This is a genomic window from Xenorhabdus sp. SGI 60 (assembly GCF_056632175.1).
In genome coordinates this window covers 2,881,800-2,898,607 of the sequence record NZ_CP196860.1, presented here as the reverse complement: position 1 = coordinate 2,898,607, position 16,808 = coordinate 2,881,800, and the positions used below count along the sequence as shown (strand labels likewise).

General features: G+C 42.2%; 16 protein-coding genes and 1 pseudogene. 3 read left to right on the top strand and 14 right to left on the bottom strand.

Translation table 11 applies throughout. The annotated features are described in order from the left end of the window. Positions 1-8: 8 nt before the first annotated feature. The 7 genes and pseudogenes from emrA to proV all read right to left on the bottom strand — a co-directional run bounded on the left by emrA (position 9) and on the right by proV (position 6,850). Positions 9-1,244 (bottom strand): multidrug efflux MFS transporter periplasmic adaptor subunit EmrA, encoded by a 1,236-nt coding sequence (gene emrA / locus ACSJJG_RS13460; RefSeq protein WP_481089659.1) that lies wholly within the window; start codon positions 1,242-1,244, stop codon positions 9-11. Between the two features lie 244 nt (positions 1,245-1,488). Further along, the gene (gene mprA / locus ACSJJG_RS13455; RefSeq protein WP_481089658.1) at positions 1,489-2,004 is read right to left on the bottom strand and encodes a transcriptional repressor MprA; all 516 of its coding nucleotides are present in this window, start codon (positions 2,002-2,004) and stop codon (positions 1,489-1,491) included. Positions 2,005-2,133: 129 nt separating this feature from the next. Continuing rightward, the gene (gene ygaH, locus ACSJJG_RS13450; RefSeq protein WP_481089657.1) at positions 2,134-2,469 is read right to left on the bottom strand and encodes an L-valine transporter subunit YgaH; all 336 of its coding nucleotides are present in this window, start codon (positions 2,467-2,469) and stop codon (positions 2,134-2,136) included. Positions 2,470-2,513: 44 nt separating this feature from the next. After that, on the bottom strand, positions 2,514-3,278 hold the full coding sequence (locus ACSJJG_RS13445) for an AzlC family ABC transporter permease (protein ID WP_481089656.1): 765 nt from the start codon (positions 3,276-3,278) through the stop codon (positions 2,514-2,516). A 196-nt stretch (positions 3,279-3,474) separates the two neighbouring features. Next, positions 3,475-4,488 carry a glycine betaine/L-proline ABC transporter substrate-binding protein ProX gene (gene proX / locus ACSJJG_RS13440; protein ID WP_481090442.1) on the bottom strand — a complete coding sequence of 338 codons (1,014 nt, stop codon included), beginning with the start codon at positions 4,486-4,488 and terminating at the stop codon, positions 3,475-3,477. Between the two features lie 132 nt (positions 4,489-4,620). Continuing rightward, positions 4,621-5,658, bottom strand: a pseudogene (proW, locus tag ACSJJG_RS13435) (glycine betaine/L-proline ABC transporter permease ProW); the annotation flags it as partial. Continuing rightward, positions 5,648-6,850 (bottom strand): glycine betaine/L-proline ABC transporter ATP-binding protein ProV, encoded by a 1,203-nt coding sequence (gene proV / locus ACSJJG_RS13430; protein ID WP_481089655.1) that lies wholly within the window; start codon positions 6,848-6,850, stop codon positions 5,648-5,650. The gene proV and the pseudogene proW, both read right to left, overlap by 11 nt. Positions 6,851-8,130: 1,280 nt before the next feature. On the opposite strand from proV, the gene ACSJJG_RS13425 reads away from it, so the two are divergent. Together ACSJJG_RS13425 and cspE are read left to right on the top strand one after the other, a co-directional pair. Next, entirely contained in the window at positions 8,131-8,616 is a 486-nt protein-coding gene (locus tag ACSJJG_RS13425) for a methylated-DNA--[protein]-cysteine S-methyltransferase (RefSeq protein WP_481089654.1), read from the top strand. Between the two features lie 189 nt (positions 8,617-8,805). After that, entirely contained in the window at positions 8,806-9,015 is a 210-nt protein-coding gene (gene cspE / locus ACSJJG_RS13420) for a transcription antiterminator/RNA stability regulator CspE (RefSeq protein ID WP_481089653.1), read from the top strand. A 79-nt stretch (positions 9,016-9,094) separates the two neighbouring features. On the opposite strand, the gene crcB is transcribed toward cspE, so the two are convergent. The 3 genes from crcB to lipB all read right to left on the bottom strand — a co-directional run bounded on the left by crcB (position 9,095) and on the right by lipB (position 11,216). Continuing rightward, the gene (gene crcB, locus ACSJJG_RS13415; RefSeq protein WP_481089652.1) at positions 9,095-9,469 is read right to left on the bottom strand and encodes a fluoride efflux transporter CrcB; all 375 of its coding nucleotides are present in this window, start codon (positions 9,467-9,469) and stop codon (positions 9,095-9,097) included. A 15-nt stretch (positions 9,470-9,484) separates the two neighbouring features. Further along, positions 9,485-10,450 (bottom strand): lipoyl synthase, encoded by a 966-nt coding sequence (gene lipA, locus ACSJJG_RS13410; protein ID WP_481089651.1) that lies wholly within the window; start codon positions 10,448-10,450, stop codon positions 9,485-9,487. A 118-nt stretch (positions 10,451-10,568) separates the two neighbouring features. Further along, a complete protein-coding gene (gene lipB / locus ACSJJG_RS13405) occupies positions 10,569-11,216 on the bottom strand; it encodes a lipoyl(octanoyl) transferase LipB (protein ID WP_481090441.1) in 648 nt (215 codons plus the stop codon). 171 nt (positions 11,217-11,387) lie between these two features. On the opposite strand from lipB, the gene ACSJJG_RS13400 reads away from it, so the two are divergent. After that, positions 11,388-12,848: a TrkH family potassium uptake protein gene (locus ACSJJG_RS13400; protein ID WP_481089650.1), complete on the top strand. Its 1,461-nt coding sequence runs from the start codon at positions 11,388-11,390 to the stop codon at positions 12,846-12,848. Positions 12,849-13,002: 154 nt separating this feature from the next. Here ACSJJG_RS13400 and ybeD read toward each other — a convergent pair whose 3' ends face one another. The 4 genes from ybeD to mrdB all read right to left on the bottom strand — a co-directional run bounded on the left by ybeD (position 13,003) and on the right by mrdB (position 16,803). After that, positions 13,003-13,266: a DUF493 family protein YbeD gene (gene ybeD / locus ACSJJG_RS13395; protein WP_481089649.1), complete on the bottom strand. Its 264-nt coding sequence runs from the start codon at positions 13,264-13,266 to the stop codon at positions 13,003-13,005. Between the two features lie 109 nt (positions 13,267-13,375). Then, on the bottom strand, positions 13,376-14,584 hold the full coding sequence (dacA, locus tag ACSJJG_RS13390) for a D-alanyl-D-alanine carboxypeptidase DacA (protein ID WP_481089648.1): 1,209 nt from the start codon (positions 14,582-14,584) through the stop codon (positions 13,376-13,378). Between the two features lie 176 nt (positions 14,585-14,760). Further along, positions 14,761-15,678 (bottom strand): endolytic peptidoglycan transglycosylase RlpA, encoded by a 918-nt coding sequence (gene rlpA, locus ACSJJG_RS13385; RefSeq protein WP_481089647.1) that lies wholly within the window; start codon positions 15,676-15,678, stop codon positions 14,761-14,763. Positions 15,679-15,690: 12 nt separating this feature from the next. Next, positions 15,691-16,803: a peptidoglycan glycosyltransferase MrdB gene (mrdB, locus tag ACSJJG_RS13380; protein WP_481089646.1), complete on the bottom strand. Its 1,113-nt coding sequence runs from the start codon at positions 16,801-16,803 to the stop codon at positions 15,691-15,693. Between the last annotated feature and the right edge of the window lie 5 nt (positions 16,804-16,808).

The window sequence follows — 16,808 nt, the reverse complement described above, 5'->3', positions numbered from 1 at the left end:
ACTCCCCCTTAAATTTGGTTTCCTGAATTACTATTAATAATGTCAGTAACTATTTTGTTTGCAGGAACCATATCTATCGTCAACGCATTGGTTTGATAGGCCGGAAGGGTACGGCCGGTGGTTGCCAGTACAGTTCCATCAGTGTTCGTTGTGTCCACGGTGACTTTTGTTGATAACCCAATGCGCAAAGGATGTTGTTTTAACTGTTCAGGATTAAGCTCAATACGGACTGGTAAGCGCTGTACAACTTTAATCCAATTTCCGCTGGCATTTTGCGCGGGCAATAGAGAAAAGGCGCTACCGGTTCCCATATCAATGCCTGCAACCCTGCCGGTATAGACAACATCGTCGCCATAGAAATCGCTGACGATTGTAGCGGGCTGTCCAATCCGCATGTTTGCCAGTTGGGTTTCTTTGAAATTGGCCTCAATCCACATATTGTTGACAGGTACAATCGCCATCAATGGTGTTCCTGAATTGATACGGGAACCGACCTGAACGCTACGGCGAGCGACATAACCATCAACAGGGCTGACAATATTGGTTCTCTGCAAGGCGAGCCAGGCATCACGAACGCCGGAGGCCGCTTTTTCGATAGCGGGCTGTTTTTCCAGCGGAGTATCCAGAATAATGGCTTGATTGCTTTTATATTGAGCTATCGCGACATCTAGATCTGCTTGGGCAGCAGAGACCGTTTCGCGCATATGTTGCAACTCTTCTTTACCAATCAAATTCTGAGTTCCCAATATTTCCCTTCGATTGAGATCACTTTGGGCTTTTCTGAGAGCGATTTTTTTCAGCTCAATGATGGCTTGATATCTTTTATTGTCGATCATGTGTTGGTGAGTGATTCGGACAGTATTGGCTAATTCATTTTTGGTTCTTTCCAAAGCCAATTCAGCGTCACGGGGATCGAGTTGGACAAGAGGCTGACCACTTTTCACAAAATCAGTATTGTCAAAATTAACAGTCACGGCACTGCCTGCAATTTGCGACATGACTTGTATCTGATTACCTGTAACATAGGCATTATCGGTTTCTTGGTAGTGACGTAAAGTGAGAAACCAGTAAACGCTATAGCCAGCCCCAAGCAGAAGGAGAAATAACGTCAATAACATAATGATATGGCGGCGTTTCTGTTTGTTAGTCCTATTTTTTGTTTTCACCTTTGCAGGAGAGTGTTTTTCGTTTGAGGATAGCGTTTTTTTGCCAGACGGAAGCGGTGCTTTCTCACTAATACTCATGGAGAGTCCCCATATTTGTTTTTAACTTAATTATTAATTTGTGTGGCCCTGACAGGACAAAACACGTTTCCAGTAGTGTGCGCTTACACTACTGGAAGAGACGAACGATATGGATTTAAGTATTATCTGAAGATAATAGTCAGCCATACGAAGTATCTGATGATACAGGCTAGTAGAAAAGTTTTTTTAGAAAATGTTGCTATAACATGTTTTCTTAGTTCAAAACCGTCCAGAAGAAAGGCAATCACTTATTTAAACAATCCCCAATATTATCTAATTGCCCCAAAACTTTTCTCATCAATTTTTCTAACTGTTTTTTCTCCTCTGAATCCAGGATAGACCAAAGCTTAACTAGACATTCATGCTGTGGTGGAAGTAAACTATTCAAGAAATTTGAACCTTTTTCTGTGAGATGGAGATGGAGACAACGACGATCATTATGACTCTCCTTTCTCTCTATCCAGCCCTGCTTTTCTAATTCATCTGCAATTCGGGTTGCATTTGTACGGGAAGAGCCTAATGCAGCACTGAGTTCTGATGGCTGAATGCTACGGCTTTCTTTGGTATCCAGAATCATCAGAGCCATAAACAAGGTTTCATTGATTCCTTGTGCTTTCAGCATGTTGTTACGATTTTCCAGAAGCCTGCTTTGGACATGCATGGATAAGCGGGTGAGTAATATCTCTTGATAGGGTAAACTTTTTTGCTGTGCTACACGGCAATTAAGTAACTCTTCTGTGGGAGTGAATGAACTTTCCATTGTTTAGATACCTTATTAGTTTCAACCGGTAAAGTAACTTTTGTTAAAAACCATACAAATACTATATTAAAAGTTAAATTTAGCAATTATAGTTATTTATTATCATCACATTTCTTTTAATATTGATACCTAATTCATAAATAGCTTGAATATTATTCCAAAAGCTACGGCACCAGACAGTGTTGAAATAATGATGCTTCGAGTTTTGTAGAAAAACAGGCAGATGGTTAGGCCGCCAATGAGGGTTGGAAAAAGTTTGCTGTGCTCCTTCATGACGTCAGGAATGCTTGAGACGATAAGAAGTGAACAAATTGATGCAATGCCAATGCTGTCGAGTATGATGTTCATTTTCCCCTTTTTTTCTGTCGGTAAGTGGTTAACGCCCAAACGCAGAGGAAGATAGCGGAATAAAAAGTTGGCCGCACCTACAATAAGTCCGATAAGAAGTATTTTATTATCAATCATATAATGAACTAAGTATGTAATATATTAATTATGTAAGGTACTAATCATGCATTTTTAGTTTGCAAAAGTGCAGCTAAACATCCGCTTGTAATCCCTGCAAAAATGGCAATGGGGATTGAAAAGAATGTGATCCCTATTAATGCGCCTAATAAAGCAGCGGTAACACAGTAGGTATTTTGTTTTTTGAAAGATGCTAACAAAAAACTTAAAAACAGGGCCGGAAGCATAAATATCATGGCAGCTTCAATGGCGGGATAAGAGTTCAAATAACCATTACCCAGTATGGCCCCAGCTACAGTACCCAGCACCCAAGAGAGCCAGGAGCATATTGCAATGGCGACCATCCAGTTTTCGCTCCAACTTCGTTGGTCTTTAATTAATTTGGCTGTTGCTGCGGCAAAAACTTCGTCAGTCAGGCCGAAGGCCCAAATTACGGTTTTCTTTTCCGATAATTTTTGTTTGATGCGATAACGTAAGGCTGGTCCATACAAAATGTGGCGGATATCCATTGCCATTACGGTTAGTGCAGAAAACCACAATGACATTCCTGCACTCAGTAAAGCGGTGATGACAAACTGGCTGGCACCAGCATAAATAACACAGGAAAAAAATATGGCCTCTATGGGCGTAAATCCCAATTTAGTGGCGCTTAAGCCAAATGCAAAAGAGACGGGAATATAGCCAATGGCGATTGGGAGACTATCCCAAATACCTTCTTTAAATGAAGAAGCCTTGTGTGGTAGAGGATTCTCGGATTCTGACGTCTCAGATATTGGTATATCAGATGCAGATTTTTCAGGTATTGGCATAGAGTATTTTGTTTTTTTGTTAACAGATAAAACAACATTAACAAAATATGATGAAAGTGAAAATATAAAATATATAAATTATTTAAATAATATCATTGAGAACAAAGGGATTGATGGTGATGGAAGGGAGTGTGCTGGATAGCCGTGAATTTTTGTTAACGTCTTCACGGCTACCAGATGCAGAATGAAGGAAAGGTTAATTTATGCTTTGTGAGGGCTTTTTGGCGGCTTTTAGCCACCCATCTACCGTTTTCTGATGTGTTTTGATCCAGCCTTCAGCTTGGCGTCCAATATCAGCTTCTGAAATTTTAGCGTTATGCATAAGCCGATTTTGAGCACTGATATCCGCAATAGGTAAGGTCATAACAGCAAAAAGTTTTGCCGCGGCAGGGTTCTTTTCTGCCCACGCTTTGTTTGCCACGATGCGCATGGAACTGGGGGGGAAACCATAGTTACGGCCGTTAGGCAACTGGGTATTGATGGTTTCTCCCTCGCCGGTAGCAGAAAAGGGCACTTGCAGCCAAATGACATCTTTTCCGGGTTTCAGTACATCACTCACCCAGTAAGGTGTCCAGGTATAATAAAGGATGGGTTTACCAGCCCGATAACGGGCGATAGTATCAGCCATCATGGCCGCATAATTGCCTTGGTTTTGTTTCACGGTATTTTCCAATCCATAAGCTGCTAAGTGATGGTTGATTGCGCTTTCACATCCCCATCCTGGCTTACAACCTGTCAAATCTGCTTTTCCATCTCCATTAGTATCAAATAGTTTGGCAAGTTTAGGATCTTTTAATTGAGCGATATTGGTGATGTGATATTTCTCTGCGGTTTTTTTATCAATCAGATACCCTTGAGCCGCATTTATGACATAATTTCCCTTGCGATAGAAGATGTTATCTCCTCCAGCCGCTTTATATGGGGCGTCATGGAGCGGTACCCAACTGACAGCCATAAATGTGGCATCACCAGAAGCAATGGAAGTGTAAGCGACGTTATAATCAACTTCTTTGATCGGTTTGACGTCATAGCCGAGTTTTTCTAATGCTTTGCAGACAATCAAAGTCTGAAATGTTTCCTCAGTGATTGTACTTTGTAGTGGTTGCACACTGATACCTTTACCAGGAAGTTCAGTTGCAGATACTACTGATGATAAGGAAAGACTCATGAATGCTATCAGGAAGGCTCCCAAAATTATCCTCTTATTCATGATCTCTTTGCATAAGGTGATTATGCGCATGATTGTTTCCTCCTTTTGTTGCCAGATTGAATCTCGTTTTGGACGTATTATTTTGACTGGCCTGATTTTTACGGACGGTTTTTTTCTTGAGCGAATTGAGATAAAAAGCAGGTGAAGTAATCCTATTGGCCCAGAGTGATACCAGTATCTTCCTCTGATTCGCTGACTTTTACCCAAGGATTGCGTCAGTCGATCAAGGATAATGGCAAGAATGACAATGCCTGTACCGCCAACGGCGGCCAATCCTATATCAAGGCGGCCAATACCGCGCAATACCATCAGCCCCAAGCCGCCAACCGCAATCATGGAAGCAATGACGACCATGGAAAGCGCTAACATCAACGTTTGATTCACGCCTGCCATAATTGTCGGCATTGCCAGTGGCAGTTGAACTTTAAACAACATCTGCCGCGGGCTTGCCCCAAATGATCTGGCGGCTTCAATTAAATCTGATGGAACTTGTTTTATTCCCAAAATTGTCAGGCGAATAATAGGCGGTAACGCAAAAATGATGGTGACGATGACGCCGGGTACGTTACCTATGCCAAACAGCATGACGATGGGAACGAGATAAACGAAAGCAGGAGTGGTTTGCATGGCATCCAGCAAGGGGCGAACAATTTTGGCGAGTCGTTCATTGCGAGCCAACCCGATCCCAAGAGGAAGCCCAATGATAAGGCAGAACAGTAGAGCGGTTAGCACCAGAGCCATGGTTATCATCGCTTCTGACCATGCCCCAATTGCACCGATCATAATCAGTGAAATTAAAGCGATCACGCCTATTCCTGCACCAGCCATTTGCCAGGCCAGTAACGCAAAAAACAAAATGGTGATGGGAGGGGGCAATGTCGTCAGGAACTGCTCAAAACCAGTGAGGACAACATCTACCGGAACACGGATGACTTGAAAAACAGGCCGGAAATGTACGACAACCCAATCGATGATACTGGTCACCCATGAGTCGAACGGGATTAGCTTATGCTGAAAAGGTGACATGAAATTAAAGTGTTCTGGTGGAATATTGGTTGCAGACGAATTCAGCCAATCGTGGTCTGATGCAGGAGCAGCGGTGCCACTGTCCATCCAGGGATCACTGGTATTGGTGGGATCAGTGACTGTCTGTGGAGAGTTATTGTCCATTGGGTGCCTCCTTATCTAAGGCCTGTAGCAGTATTCCTTTGGAAATGACACCTAAATAACGGCTATTGTCATCTATGACAGGAACGGCGCAGGGAGATTGCGCGACAGTGGATATCAATTCATTCAGCGGAATATCTGCCGAAACAGCGGTTGGTTTTTCCAATATGGCATGTTCAATGGATTTTTTTTCTGTCAATGCTTGTTGCAGGGAATTGGCAGATACCACACCAATAAACTTCTGGTTTTTTTCGATTAAATAGCCATAGTTTCTGTCTTCATTATCCAACACTTTCAATGCAGAACGGGGACCAAAACCTGCTGCGGCATGAAGCAACGTTTCTGGCCGGCGGCGGGCAATGTCTTTGGCTGAGAAAACATGCCCAACATCCACACCACGGAAGAATGTTTTGACATAATCATTAGCGGGGTTATTCATAATCTCATCAGGTGTGCCGACCTGAACGACAATACCGTCCTGCATGATGGCAATGCGATCACCGATACGCATTGCTTCATCCAAGTCATGGGAAATAAAAACCACGGTACGTTGATGTTCCCCTTGCAGGCGCAGTAATTCATCTTGCATTTCGGCTCGGATGAGAGGATCGAGGGCTGAGAAGGCTTCATCCATTAACAGAATATCGGGATTGTTAGCCAAAGCTCTGGCTAACCCAATACGTTGTTGCATCCCGCCGGAAAGTTCATCGGGATATGATAGCGCGTAGTTTTCGAGATTGACTTGTTGCAGTGTTTCAAGTGCTTTTTGATGACGCTCTTCTTTGGGGACGCCCGCAAGCTCCATACCAAACGCCGTATTCTCCAGAATATTCAAATGTGGCATAAGAGCAAATGACTGGAAGACCATGCTGATCTTGCTGCGGCGAACGTCTCGTAGCTGAGTTTCTGTGATGGTGGAAATATCTTCGCCGTCGATAAGTACATGGCCTTTGGTCGGCTCTATCAGACGATTGAGAAGACGTACTAGTGTGGATTTACCTGAACCAGATAATCCCATGATCACAAATACTTCGCCTTCTTCAATGGCCAGATTGACATCTTGAACACCGACGGTGAGACCTGTTTTTTCAAGTATTTGTTCTTTACTGAGACCAGACGCTAATAACTTAAATGCTGGCCCCGGATTATTGCCAAATATTTTATAGAGATTCTTTACTTCAAGTTTAACAGTCATGGAATAATATTTTCCTGTTGTTTTGTTGATGATATATTGTGTTCAATTACTCCGGTGCTATTTTACCAACATATACCCTAACATATTTAAATGCACTGGCAACCCCTTATTTAATATCATTAATAAAAAGTTATGTTTTTCCATAACATAATATTGGAAGGGTAAAGTAAATTTTTTGGTATTAATTTAATGAAATTCAACTGGGTAAATGATTTTTTCAGATAACACAAAAGGTCATTGTCATGAATGAATTTAATTTTGTTTTTTGTATTGCATTGGTTTTTATGATTTTTTGGTTTTTTTATGCTTACTTTTGAGTTGTATAGTGACACATATGCTAACCATAGAAAAGCTATGAAAAAATGATGGGTTTAAATTTTTATCATAATATATTTGTGGGATTAGTGGATATGATTCTATTTTGCAGGCTTTAAATGGTTTTTTTGGAAATAAATAACGATATAACAATGGTATATGTTATTTGTAATTATTGTTTTTTATAATTGATTAATCATATGATATGGAATTTAAATTCAGTGTTCGATATTTATTTTATGTATTTTTTATGTTTTGAAATTTTACAGATAAATTTTCAATGAGTTTTTATATTAAACAGTGTGTTAATAGATCTGAAATTTAATATCTAATAATGGGTGAAATAACGAATTGAAATCCATTGTGCCTGATTCATCATTTCACCATCAGAAAAGAAAATGGTTTTTGTTGAAAAAAAGAGTCAGAAGCTTGAGTGCCTGGGAGATGATCTTCACACAGTTTGTGAGTGAACGCTGTTAATGCTTGGGTATAACTGGCTTTTTCGCACCATTGAGTTGATTGACAGCAGTGTAGTGTATCTCTTTTAGGGCAATTCGCCCCCGATTGTCGTTTTCTAACTTGGAATCGACCGATGATATACCACTGTGTTTGCCATAAATGATAACACTTCTAGTAAAATTTCTGGGGGCTATATTATTTAATAATAATAAAAACTAACATATGTGTATTATATTGAGATAATTTAATTGTGAAATTTATACTATATATGGTTGTTAGTTTAATTTTTCTATCTATATGTAGTGTTTTAATCTTTTTCAAAGAGGTAACATTAAAAATAAAGTATTATAACTTATTGGCAGAGCCATAATTTTAATTGTCAGAGGGCGCGATGGTTTCTTTATCAAATTGTCAGATGTGTAACCGAATTCATCATTGCAAATTGATGAATGAGAGATTTAGGCTAGTACAGAAATTTTCAATAATAAATTAAATGGAGGTAGTTTATGTATCATCATTACCTGAATACTCCAGAAGGATTTCCCAAGCCTTATGTACATATCACTGCGGACGATGAAGGAGTAACCAGTATCTATTTCGTCAACGAAAAGAAAGAATTAGAATCGAAGAGTGTGATAACCAGGCAGTGCGCGAAAGAGTTGCAAGAATATTTTAAAGGGAAACGACTAACGTTTACCGTTCCTTTAAGTATGCAGGGAACTGAATTCCAAAAGCGTGTTTGGCAGCAACTTTGTAAAATTCCTTATGGCGAAATGTGGAGTTATAAACAATTGGCACTAACGTTGGGATCGGTAAATTATTGTCGTGCGGTCGGTATGGCGAATTCACGCAACCCTATTTCATTAATTGTGCCTTGTCATCGGGTGATTGGACATGATGGTAAATTGGTTGGCTATACCGGTGGGCTGGATATCAAAAGGTGGCTACTCGATCATGAAAAGAATAGAAAGGTAAAAAGTAAACAGAATTAAAATAAAACGCTAATTTATTTGTGAAATCACCATTGGCGTATAAAATCAATCAATGTAATTAAACAAAAAGTGTGTTTTTTTACATTCGGTTATATGTTTCGTGATCTATGTTGCAGACAGTGGACTATATTATTTGCTGTACTGTACGTGACACAGAGTTCGTGTCTTTTTTATTAAAGGTAAGTTTTAATGTCAAAAATTAAAGGTAACGTTAAGTGGTTTAACGAATCCAAAGGATTTGGTTTTATCACTCCAGAAGATGGTAGTAAAGATGTTTTTGTACACTTTTCCGCCATTCAGTCTAGCGGATTCAAGACTCTGGTTGAAGGCCAAAAAGTAGAGTTTGAAATTACTGAGGGTGCGAAAGGTCCATCTGCTGCAAACGTTGTCGCAATCTAATTTCGGATCTCGTATTCTGAAAACCCGTTTTGATAACGGGTTTTTTTTGTCTTATTGTTTTTTAGACAGTTATAAGATCTTATAGTTTGTTCATCACTGCAAAAGCTAATACTGTCATCAACAATGAACCGATCACGTTCACCAAAATGCTAAACAGTACCCAACCTATTCTTCCTGCTTGCAATAGATAAACCACTTCAGCAGAAAAGGTGGAAAAGGTCGTTAGCCCACCGCAAAACCCTGTTGTTAGCATGAACTTCCAAACCGAATCGAGATGTGTGGCTTTGTTAAAATAGGCCAAACCCAATCCAATGATAAAGGCGCCAACACAATTAGCCGTCAGTGTACCAACGGCAATTGGGGAAGCAAGATTGTTCAGGCGGAGGCTGATGAGCCAGCGTAGTACACTACCCAGGCCACCACCAATAAATACAGCAAATATAATATTCATCATGATGGTGGCAACAGATTATTTGATTTCTACGCCCTTGGCCTGCAAGTCAGCATGGTATGAAGAACGAACAAACGGACCACAGGCAGCATGGGTAAAGCCCATTTCTAACGCAGCTTCTTTCATTTCATCAAATTCAGCGGGGCTGACATAACGCTGCACTGGCAGGTGATGGCGACTTGGTTGTAAATATTGCCCCAAAGTCAACATGGTGACACCGTGGCTACGTAAATCGCGCATGACCTCTAAAATTTCTTCGTTGGTTTCGCCTAATCCCACCATTAAGCCTGATTTGGTCGGAATAGCTGGATGTGCTTCTTTGAATTTTTCCAGTAGTTTCAACGACCATGCATAGTTAGCACCGGGACGAACCTGACGATAAACCCGTGGCACATTTTCCAAATTATGGTTAAACACATCAGGGGGAGTTGCGGTCAGAATTTCCAGCGCACGATCCATACGACCGCGGAAATCTGGAACTAACGTTTCAATCTTAATTGATGGGTTTTTTTCACGAATAGCCGTGATACAGTCAGCAAAATGTTGTGCACCACCGTCACGCAGATCGTCACGGTCAACCGATGTAATAACGACATAACGCAGCCCCATATCCTGGATAGTCTGCGCAAGTTTGATAGGTTCATTGGCATCAGGTGCATTTGGGCGACCATGAGCTACGTCACAGAATGGACAGCGACGAGTACAAATGGCGCCAAGGATCATAAAAGTGGCGGTTCCGTGGTTAAAACACTCAGCAAGGTTAGGGCAGGAGGCTTCTTCACAGACAGAATGCAACCCATTTTTGCGCATTGCCGCTTTGATACCCTGAATGCGGCTGGAATCCGCAGGAAGTTTGATTTTCATCCACTCAGGTTTACGCAAGAGTGCTTCACGTTCTGTGGCAATTGTTTTCACAGGGATCAAAGCCATCTTGTCTGCGTCGCGGTATTTGACACCACGTTCCATCTGAATTGGTTTACTCATAATCGTGCTGCTTCCAGTTATATTCTTCAGATTTTGACTTACTGCCTGATGGTGATGAGAAAAGTATCGAGGCAAATAAATCCATTCAAATTTTTTTGAAATATGTTAAAAAATTATATCATCTTTCGTCGATGAGTTGGAATCCCAAGATCTGACAGAATTTTTCCACCAGAATGGGTTGTACATCTTCAATGGTCACGCCGGTGACGTAGTCACTGAGTTGGATCATTTGCATGCCTGCATAACCACAAGGATTTATGCGTAAAAATGGTTGTAAGTCCATTGCAATATTCAGTGCCAAACCGTGGAAAGAGCATCCTTTTCGGATACGCAACCCAAGGGAACATATTTTGTTACCTGCGACATAAACGCCGGGGGCATCAGGGCGCGCGCATGACTCCACACCAAAATGCGCCAGCGTTTCGATTACGGTATTTTCGATAGAAGTGACCAATTGACGCACCCCAATTTTTGACCGTTTCAAGTCAATCAAAACATACATGACCTGCTGTCCGGGACCATGATAAGTAATCTGTCCCCCCCTGTCTGACTGGACGACAGGGATATCACCAGGTGCAAGTATATGCTCAGCTTTGCCGGCCTGGCCTTGCGTGAACACTTTTTCGTGCTGGACAAGCCAGATTTCATCAGGTGTTTCCGCTGTACGTTGTTCGGTGAACTGATGCATGGCATCAGAAACCGGTTCGTAGGGCTGAATACCTAACTGGCGTAAAATAACGGTGTTATGTTGCAATGGGAATTTCATCATTCATTAACAAAAAGTGCCCGCCAGTATAACGCTGTAAGATGATTCCCACCAGTTTGAGAGTGCCTTAATGCAATAATATTGTTCATTAGACGAATATATTTTTATTTTATATTATCATGGTTATATATTTCGATGATTTCCCTTTTAATCTCCTGTTTGGGCTAGCAGATGGTCAAAAAAAACCAGTTCCTGATTGTTGGGCATCTTTGTAGTTTTCTGGTGCTCCTTTACAGCCTCTCAATGTTGCTGCCTACTTTTGTGGCTCTGTTTTATAAAGAAAAAAGTGTTTTTGCTTTTTTTGAGACATTTGTCATTGGTCTGGTTACAGGTGGAATAGGCTGGTACTTTACCCGTAAAATCAAGGCGCAGCCCAGTACGCAAGATGGATTTCTTATCATTGTACTTTTCTGGTTGTTGTTCTCATTGCTCAGTGCCTTGCCTTTTGTGCTCGATAAAAGTTTAAACATCAATCTGGTGGATGCAATGTTTGAAGGGATATCTGGCATTACGACTACCGGAGCCACGGTATTGAATGATGTCTCAGCCCTGCCCAAGTCCGTGCTCTATTATCGCGCTCAACTCAATTTTATTGGTGGTTTAGGCGTCATCGTCCTTGCCGTTGCTATCTTGCCTTTACTGGGGATTGGTGGCGCCAAACTATATCAATCAGAAATGCCCGGCCCTTTCAAAGAAGAACGGTTGACTCCACGGCTTGCGGACGGTGCCAAGAGTTTGTGGGTCGTGTATTTGTTGCTGGGCGGACTCTGTTCAGCCAGTTTTTGGGCGGCAGGAATGTCGTGGTTTGATGCTATCTGTCATGGGATCTCAACGGTTTCTTTGGGCGGATTTTCCACCCGCAATGAGAGTCTTGGTTATTACGACAGTGCAGCCATTGAAATGGTGGGAGGCATTTTTTCGGTTCTGTCAGCCGTCAACTTTACGCTCTATTTTGTTGCTCTGACGCGCAGAAGCTTAAAACCGCTGCTAAAAAATGCTGAACTGCAATTTTTCTTACTGGTACTGACGGTGATCGTTGTTATTATCTGGTTAGAATTATACCGCTCAGGCATGTATGGCGTGAAAGAAGCCTTTGTTCACGGCTTTTTCATGACCAGTTCCATGATGACGGATAATGGTTTGGCGACCGCTGATTATGCTCAATGGCCTCCCCATACGATATTGCTATTGCTGGCAGTGAGTTTTTTTGGTGGCTGCGTGGGGTCAACATGCGGAGGTATTAAAGCCCTCCGTTTTATGATCCTGGCAAAACAGAGTGTTAGTGAGATTAACCAGCTCATTCATCCCAATGCCATCTCAACGATTAAAATTGGCAAATCTGTGGTTCAGGAAAGGGTACTGCGTTCTGTCTGGGGATTCTTTTTTCTTTATATCTTTTTTAGCTGTTTTTTTGTCTGGGCGTTGAACTTGCTCGGTTATGATTTAGTGACATCATTTGCCACCGTTGCTGCTTGTATTAATAACATGGGGATTGGATATGGCGCGACAGTGCAAGGCTTCGGTGATCTTGATCCTATAGCGAAATGGATGATGTGTGCAGCTATGTTGTTGGGAAGATTGGAAATTTATCCAATATTGATTTTATGTTCAAAAACGTTTTGGCGTTTTTGAACATAATGTTAGATCGAACATCAATTAATTTAATGACGTATTGGGCTAAATCTCCACAAGATAATCATTCCTGAATCGGGATAAATGTTTTTTTATTGACAACGCGCTGACGTGTAAACAGCGCATTGTGTTTTAATGGATCGTGGTTGTACCATTACAGCACGACGCGAACCAACTCCAACTGACCCAACTCTTCATACAGCGTTTCAACTTGCTCAATATGTGTCGCATTGATGGTAATGGATACGGAATGGTAATTGCCTTTGCTGCTGGGTTTCACAACTGGAGAATAATCGCCCGGGGCATGGCGTTGAACGACTTCAATCACTTGATCTACCAGCTCAGACTGAGCCAGGCCCATCACTTTGTAGGTGAATGAGCAGGGGAACTCAAGCAGTTCATTTAATTTCGTTTTCATGGGTGTTCCTAACATATATTTGCCACGGCATCGTGGTTGATTTGCCGTGGCGTGATAATTTTCTGACGAGATGTAATTAATATAGGCTCAATATCTGGCTTTCAAGAGATCAGCCGAACCAGTGGTGGAACATCAGTCGGATATAGTCGATCATGCGGCTGAAAAAACCACCTTCTTTGACTTCCTGCATTACGACTAATGGACGTTGTTCAATGGTTTTTCCATCAAGCTGGAAGTTGATAGTTCCAACAATCTGATTTTTAGCGAGCGGTGCGTGCAGTTCGGTATCGTTCAGTACATAGCTGGCTTTCAGGTCTTTCAAACGACCACGGGGGATAGTCAGGTAAACATTTTTGTCAACGCCTAGCTGGACTTTATCAGTATCACCAAACCAAATAGGCTCTGACGCAAATTCTTTACCGACTTGTAGTGGTGAAACCGTCTCGAAGAAACGAAAGCCCCACGTCAATAATTTTTTGCTGTCGGTTTCACGTCCCTTGAAGGTTGGGCTGCCCATCACCGCAGAAATCAAGCGCATATTGCCTTCGGTAGCAGACGCAACAAGGTTATATCCCGCCCCGCTGGTATGGCCCGTTTTAATACCGTCAACATTCAAGCTCTTATCCCATAGCAAGCCATTACGATTAGGCTGGCGAATGTTGTTGTAAGTAAAATCTTTTTCTTTGTAGATAGCGTATTCATCCGGTACATCACGGATTAGGGCCTGACCAATCAATGCCATATCATGAGCAGAGCTATATTGGCCAGGGGCGTCCAAGCCATGAACGGTTTGAAAATGGGTATTTTTCAGTCCCAAATTTTGCACATATTGATTCATCAAACTGACGAATGTATCCTGGCTGCCTGCCACATAGTCCGCCATCGCAACGCAGGCATCGTTGCCAGATTGCAAGTTGATACCGCGGGAAAGCATAGCGACAGAAACTTGGTCACCGGGCTTTAAAAACATCAGGGATGAACCTTTAAATACCGGATTACCGGTTGCCCAGGCATCTTTACCGACAGTAACGATATCTTCCGGTTTGATTTTTCCTGATTTAATGGCTTGCCCAATGACGTAGCTGGTCATCATTTTGGTCAGACTTGCGGGGTCGCGGCGGATATCTGCATTCTTTTCGGCTAATACCTTTCCTGAGTTGTAATCAATCAGAATATAGGCTTCTGAATCCAGTTCTGGTACACCAGGGATCATGGTTTTGAAATTATCATCCGCGTAGGCAGATGCGGAAACGCTGGCAGCCAGAGCAATGCCTAACGTGGCTCTTTTAATAAAACGGGAAGTAACGATGTATTTCATGATTGATTAGATAACATCCGTGAGAGAAGGATTGATAATAAGTGACATAATAACAAATGGAAAAAAAGCTGACATTAAACAAAACTGGTTGCAGCCGATTTTATCTGCCTGCTGACAGGAAAATATCAGCAGGCGGTGATGCTATTTATCGCGTTATCGTGATTGTGTTGCATGAATCAGGGAGCAACAATAAACGAGGATTGCTGCATCTGATCTGTTAATTTCTTTTGTAATTCCATAGCTTGCTGGCGGTTATTGAATGGTCCCAACTGGACGCGATAGACGTTACCAAATTGGAAAATACGCCCTTGAACGTTAAAGCGCTGGCTCAATGACTGTTGCCATTCTTTGGCTTTTTGTTCAGCGCTGATTGCGCCCACTTGCACCATGTAACCGTTTGTTGATTCAGGTGCAGGGGATGTAGTAGCTTGTTCAGCGGGGGGTTGTTTCTCTGTATTTTCGTCAGCAGAATTGCTTGTTACAGCAGGAAGCATTGATGATTGGGAACTCAGACTCGGTCTTTCAGGTAAAGCAAAGCGCTGTTTAACAATCGTCGATCCTTTTGTTCCCAAACCGGAAAGTGAGCCATCAGGTGAAACGAGAATACCATCCAATTTCACTTTGCTTTGTGGCATCAGATTGAGTCGCTCCGCTGCTGCATGAGATAATTCGATAATTTTCCCTGGCTTATTGTAAGGGCCTCGATCATTGACCCTAACAATCATCATGCGTCCATTGCTTAAGTTGGTGACACGAACATAACTTGGAATAGGCAGTGTCGGGTGCGCTGCCGCTAAAGCATAGGGACTAGCCCGTTCACCAATTGCTGTCAGTTTTCCATTGGACTCTTCACCGAACCAACTGGCATAGCCTGTCTGGGTAAAGTGAGCAGGGTCTTGCACTATGTGATAGGTTTGCCCATCCCGCTGGTAATCCCGATTGGCGCTTGGATGGTAAGGCTCATATTGAGGCTCCGCCCCCAAAACATCACGAGTTGGAATTGGGGGAAGGGAAGATGTCCGATCGTTATCGGTTATGTTACAGCCTGATATCAGTACAGCTACGATGCTAAGTATAAGCCACTGTTGACGCATGAAACTTCTTCCTCATAAGCTTTTGGACAATAATTTACGATGCGTATGTATCGACATGATAATGCCGAACCCCGCCATTAGGACAATTAATGCTGATCCCCCATAACTAATCAACGGCAGGGGAACACCGACTACCGGCAGGATACCGCTTACCATGCCGATATTGACAAAAACATAGACAAAGAAAATCAGTATCAATCCTCCGACCATGACTCGGCCGAAAGTATTCTGCGCTTTGGTTGCAATAAACAAACCACGCATAATGACCAGTAAGTAAAGCACCAGCAAAACCAGAACGCCAATCAACCCCAATTCTTCAGACAGAACGGCGAAAATAAAATCGGTATGTCGCTCTGGCAGGAATTCCAACTGCGATTGAGTGCCTTGTAACCAGCCTTTTCCAAATATTCCCCCTGAGCCAATAGCAATTTTGGATTGAATGATATGATAACCTTTGCCCAATGGATCACTTTCTGGATCCAATAGCATCATAACGCGGGCGCGTTGGTAATCATGCATCAGGAAGAACCACAATATTGGGATGAAACAGGCAAGCAGTAAAACAGCAATGCCAATGAGTTTCCAATTCATTCCCGCCAGAAATAGAATGAATATGCCAGAGGCAGCAATCAAAATAGATGTGCCTAAATCGGGTTGCGCTGCTACCAGTAGAGTAGGGACAAAGGTCAAAACCAGTGCAATGCCCGTATTTTTCAGCGAAGGTGGACAGAGATCTCGATTCATAAAGCGAGCTACCATCAAAGGTACGGCGATTTTGGCAATTTCTGACGGTTGGAAACGTACAATACCTAGATCCAGCCAACGCTGCGCCCCCTTACTAATCTGCCCAAAAACATCAACGAAGATGAGCAGAATGACACAGACAATATAGAGATAAGGTGCCCAGTTTTCGTATATGCGTGGAGGAACCTGAGCTAAAGCGATCATCACTATGAGACCCATGATGACTTGCCCTATTTTTCGCTCCATCATATCTATGTCTTGCCCACTGGCACTCCACATAATGAAAAGGCTGTAGACCAGTAATGCCAGAACGCATAGCAATAATGGAATATCTATATGTAATCGGGTCCAGAAAGGAACCTTGTTTGGTGAGTCTGTCATGATGT

Excerpts from the sequence above, each read along its gene's own strand:
- emrA (WP_481089659.1), bottom strand. The coding sequence starts at position 1,244 with ATGAGTATTAGTGAGAAAGCACCGCTTCCGTCTGGCAAAAAAACGCTA.
- mprA (WP_481089658.1), bottom strand. The coding sequence starts at position 2,004 with ATGGAAAGTTCATTCACTCCCACAGAAGAGTTACTTAATTGCCGTGTA.
- ygaH (WP_481089657.1), bottom strand. The coding sequence starts at position 2,469 with ATGATTGATAATAAAATACTTCTTATCGGACTTATTGTAGGTGCGGCC.
- ACSJJG_RS13445 (WP_481089656.1), bottom strand. The coding sequence starts at position 3,278 with ATGCCAATACCTGAAAAATCTGCATCTGATATACCAATATCTGAGACG.
- proX (WP_481090442.1), bottom strand. The coding sequence starts at position 4,488 with ATGAATAAGAGGATAATTTTGGGAGCCTTCCTGATAGCATTCATGAGT.
- proV (WP_481089655.1), bottom strand. The coding sequence starts at position 6,850 with ATGACTGTTAAACTTGAAGTAAAGAATCTCTATAAAATATTTGGCAAT.
- ACSJJG_RS13425 (WP_481089654.1), top strand. The coding sequence starts at position 8,131 with ATGTATCATCATTACCTGAATACTCCAGAAGGATTTCCCAAGCCTTAT.
- cspE (WP_481089653.1), top strand. The coding sequence starts at position 8,806 with ATGTCAAAAATTAAAGGTAACGTTAAGTGGTTTAACGAATCCAAAGGA.
- crcB (WP_481089652.1), bottom strand. The coding sequence starts at position 9,469 with ATGATGAATATTATATTTGCTGTATTTATTGGTGGTGGCCTGGGTAGT.
- lipA (WP_481089651.1), bottom strand. The coding sequence starts at position 10,450 with ATGAGTAAACCAATTCAGATGGAACGTGGTGTCAAATACCGCGACGCA.
- lipB (WP_481090441.1), bottom strand. The coding sequence starts at position 11,216 with ATGAAATTCCCATTGCAACATAACACCGTTATTTTACGCCAGTTAGGT.
- ACSJJG_RS13400 (WP_481089650.1), top strand. The coding sequence starts at position 11,388 with ATGGTCAAAAAAAACCAGTTCCTGATTGTTGGGCATCTTTGTAGTTTT.
- ybeD (WP_481089649.1), bottom strand. The coding sequence starts at position 13,266 with ATGAAAACGAAATTAAATGAACTGCTTGAGTTCCCCTGCTCATTCACC.
- dacA (WP_481089648.1), bottom strand. The coding sequence starts at position 14,584 with ATGAAATACATCGTTACTTCCCGTTTTATTAAAAGAGCCACGTTAGGC.
- rlpA (WP_481089647.1), bottom strand. The coding sequence starts at position 15,678 with ATGCGTCAACAGTGGCTTATACTTAGCATCGTAGCTGTACTGATATCA.
- mrdB (WP_481089646.1), bottom strand. The coding sequence starts at position 16,803 with ATGACAGACTCACCAAACAAGGTTCCTTTCTGGACCCGATTACATATA.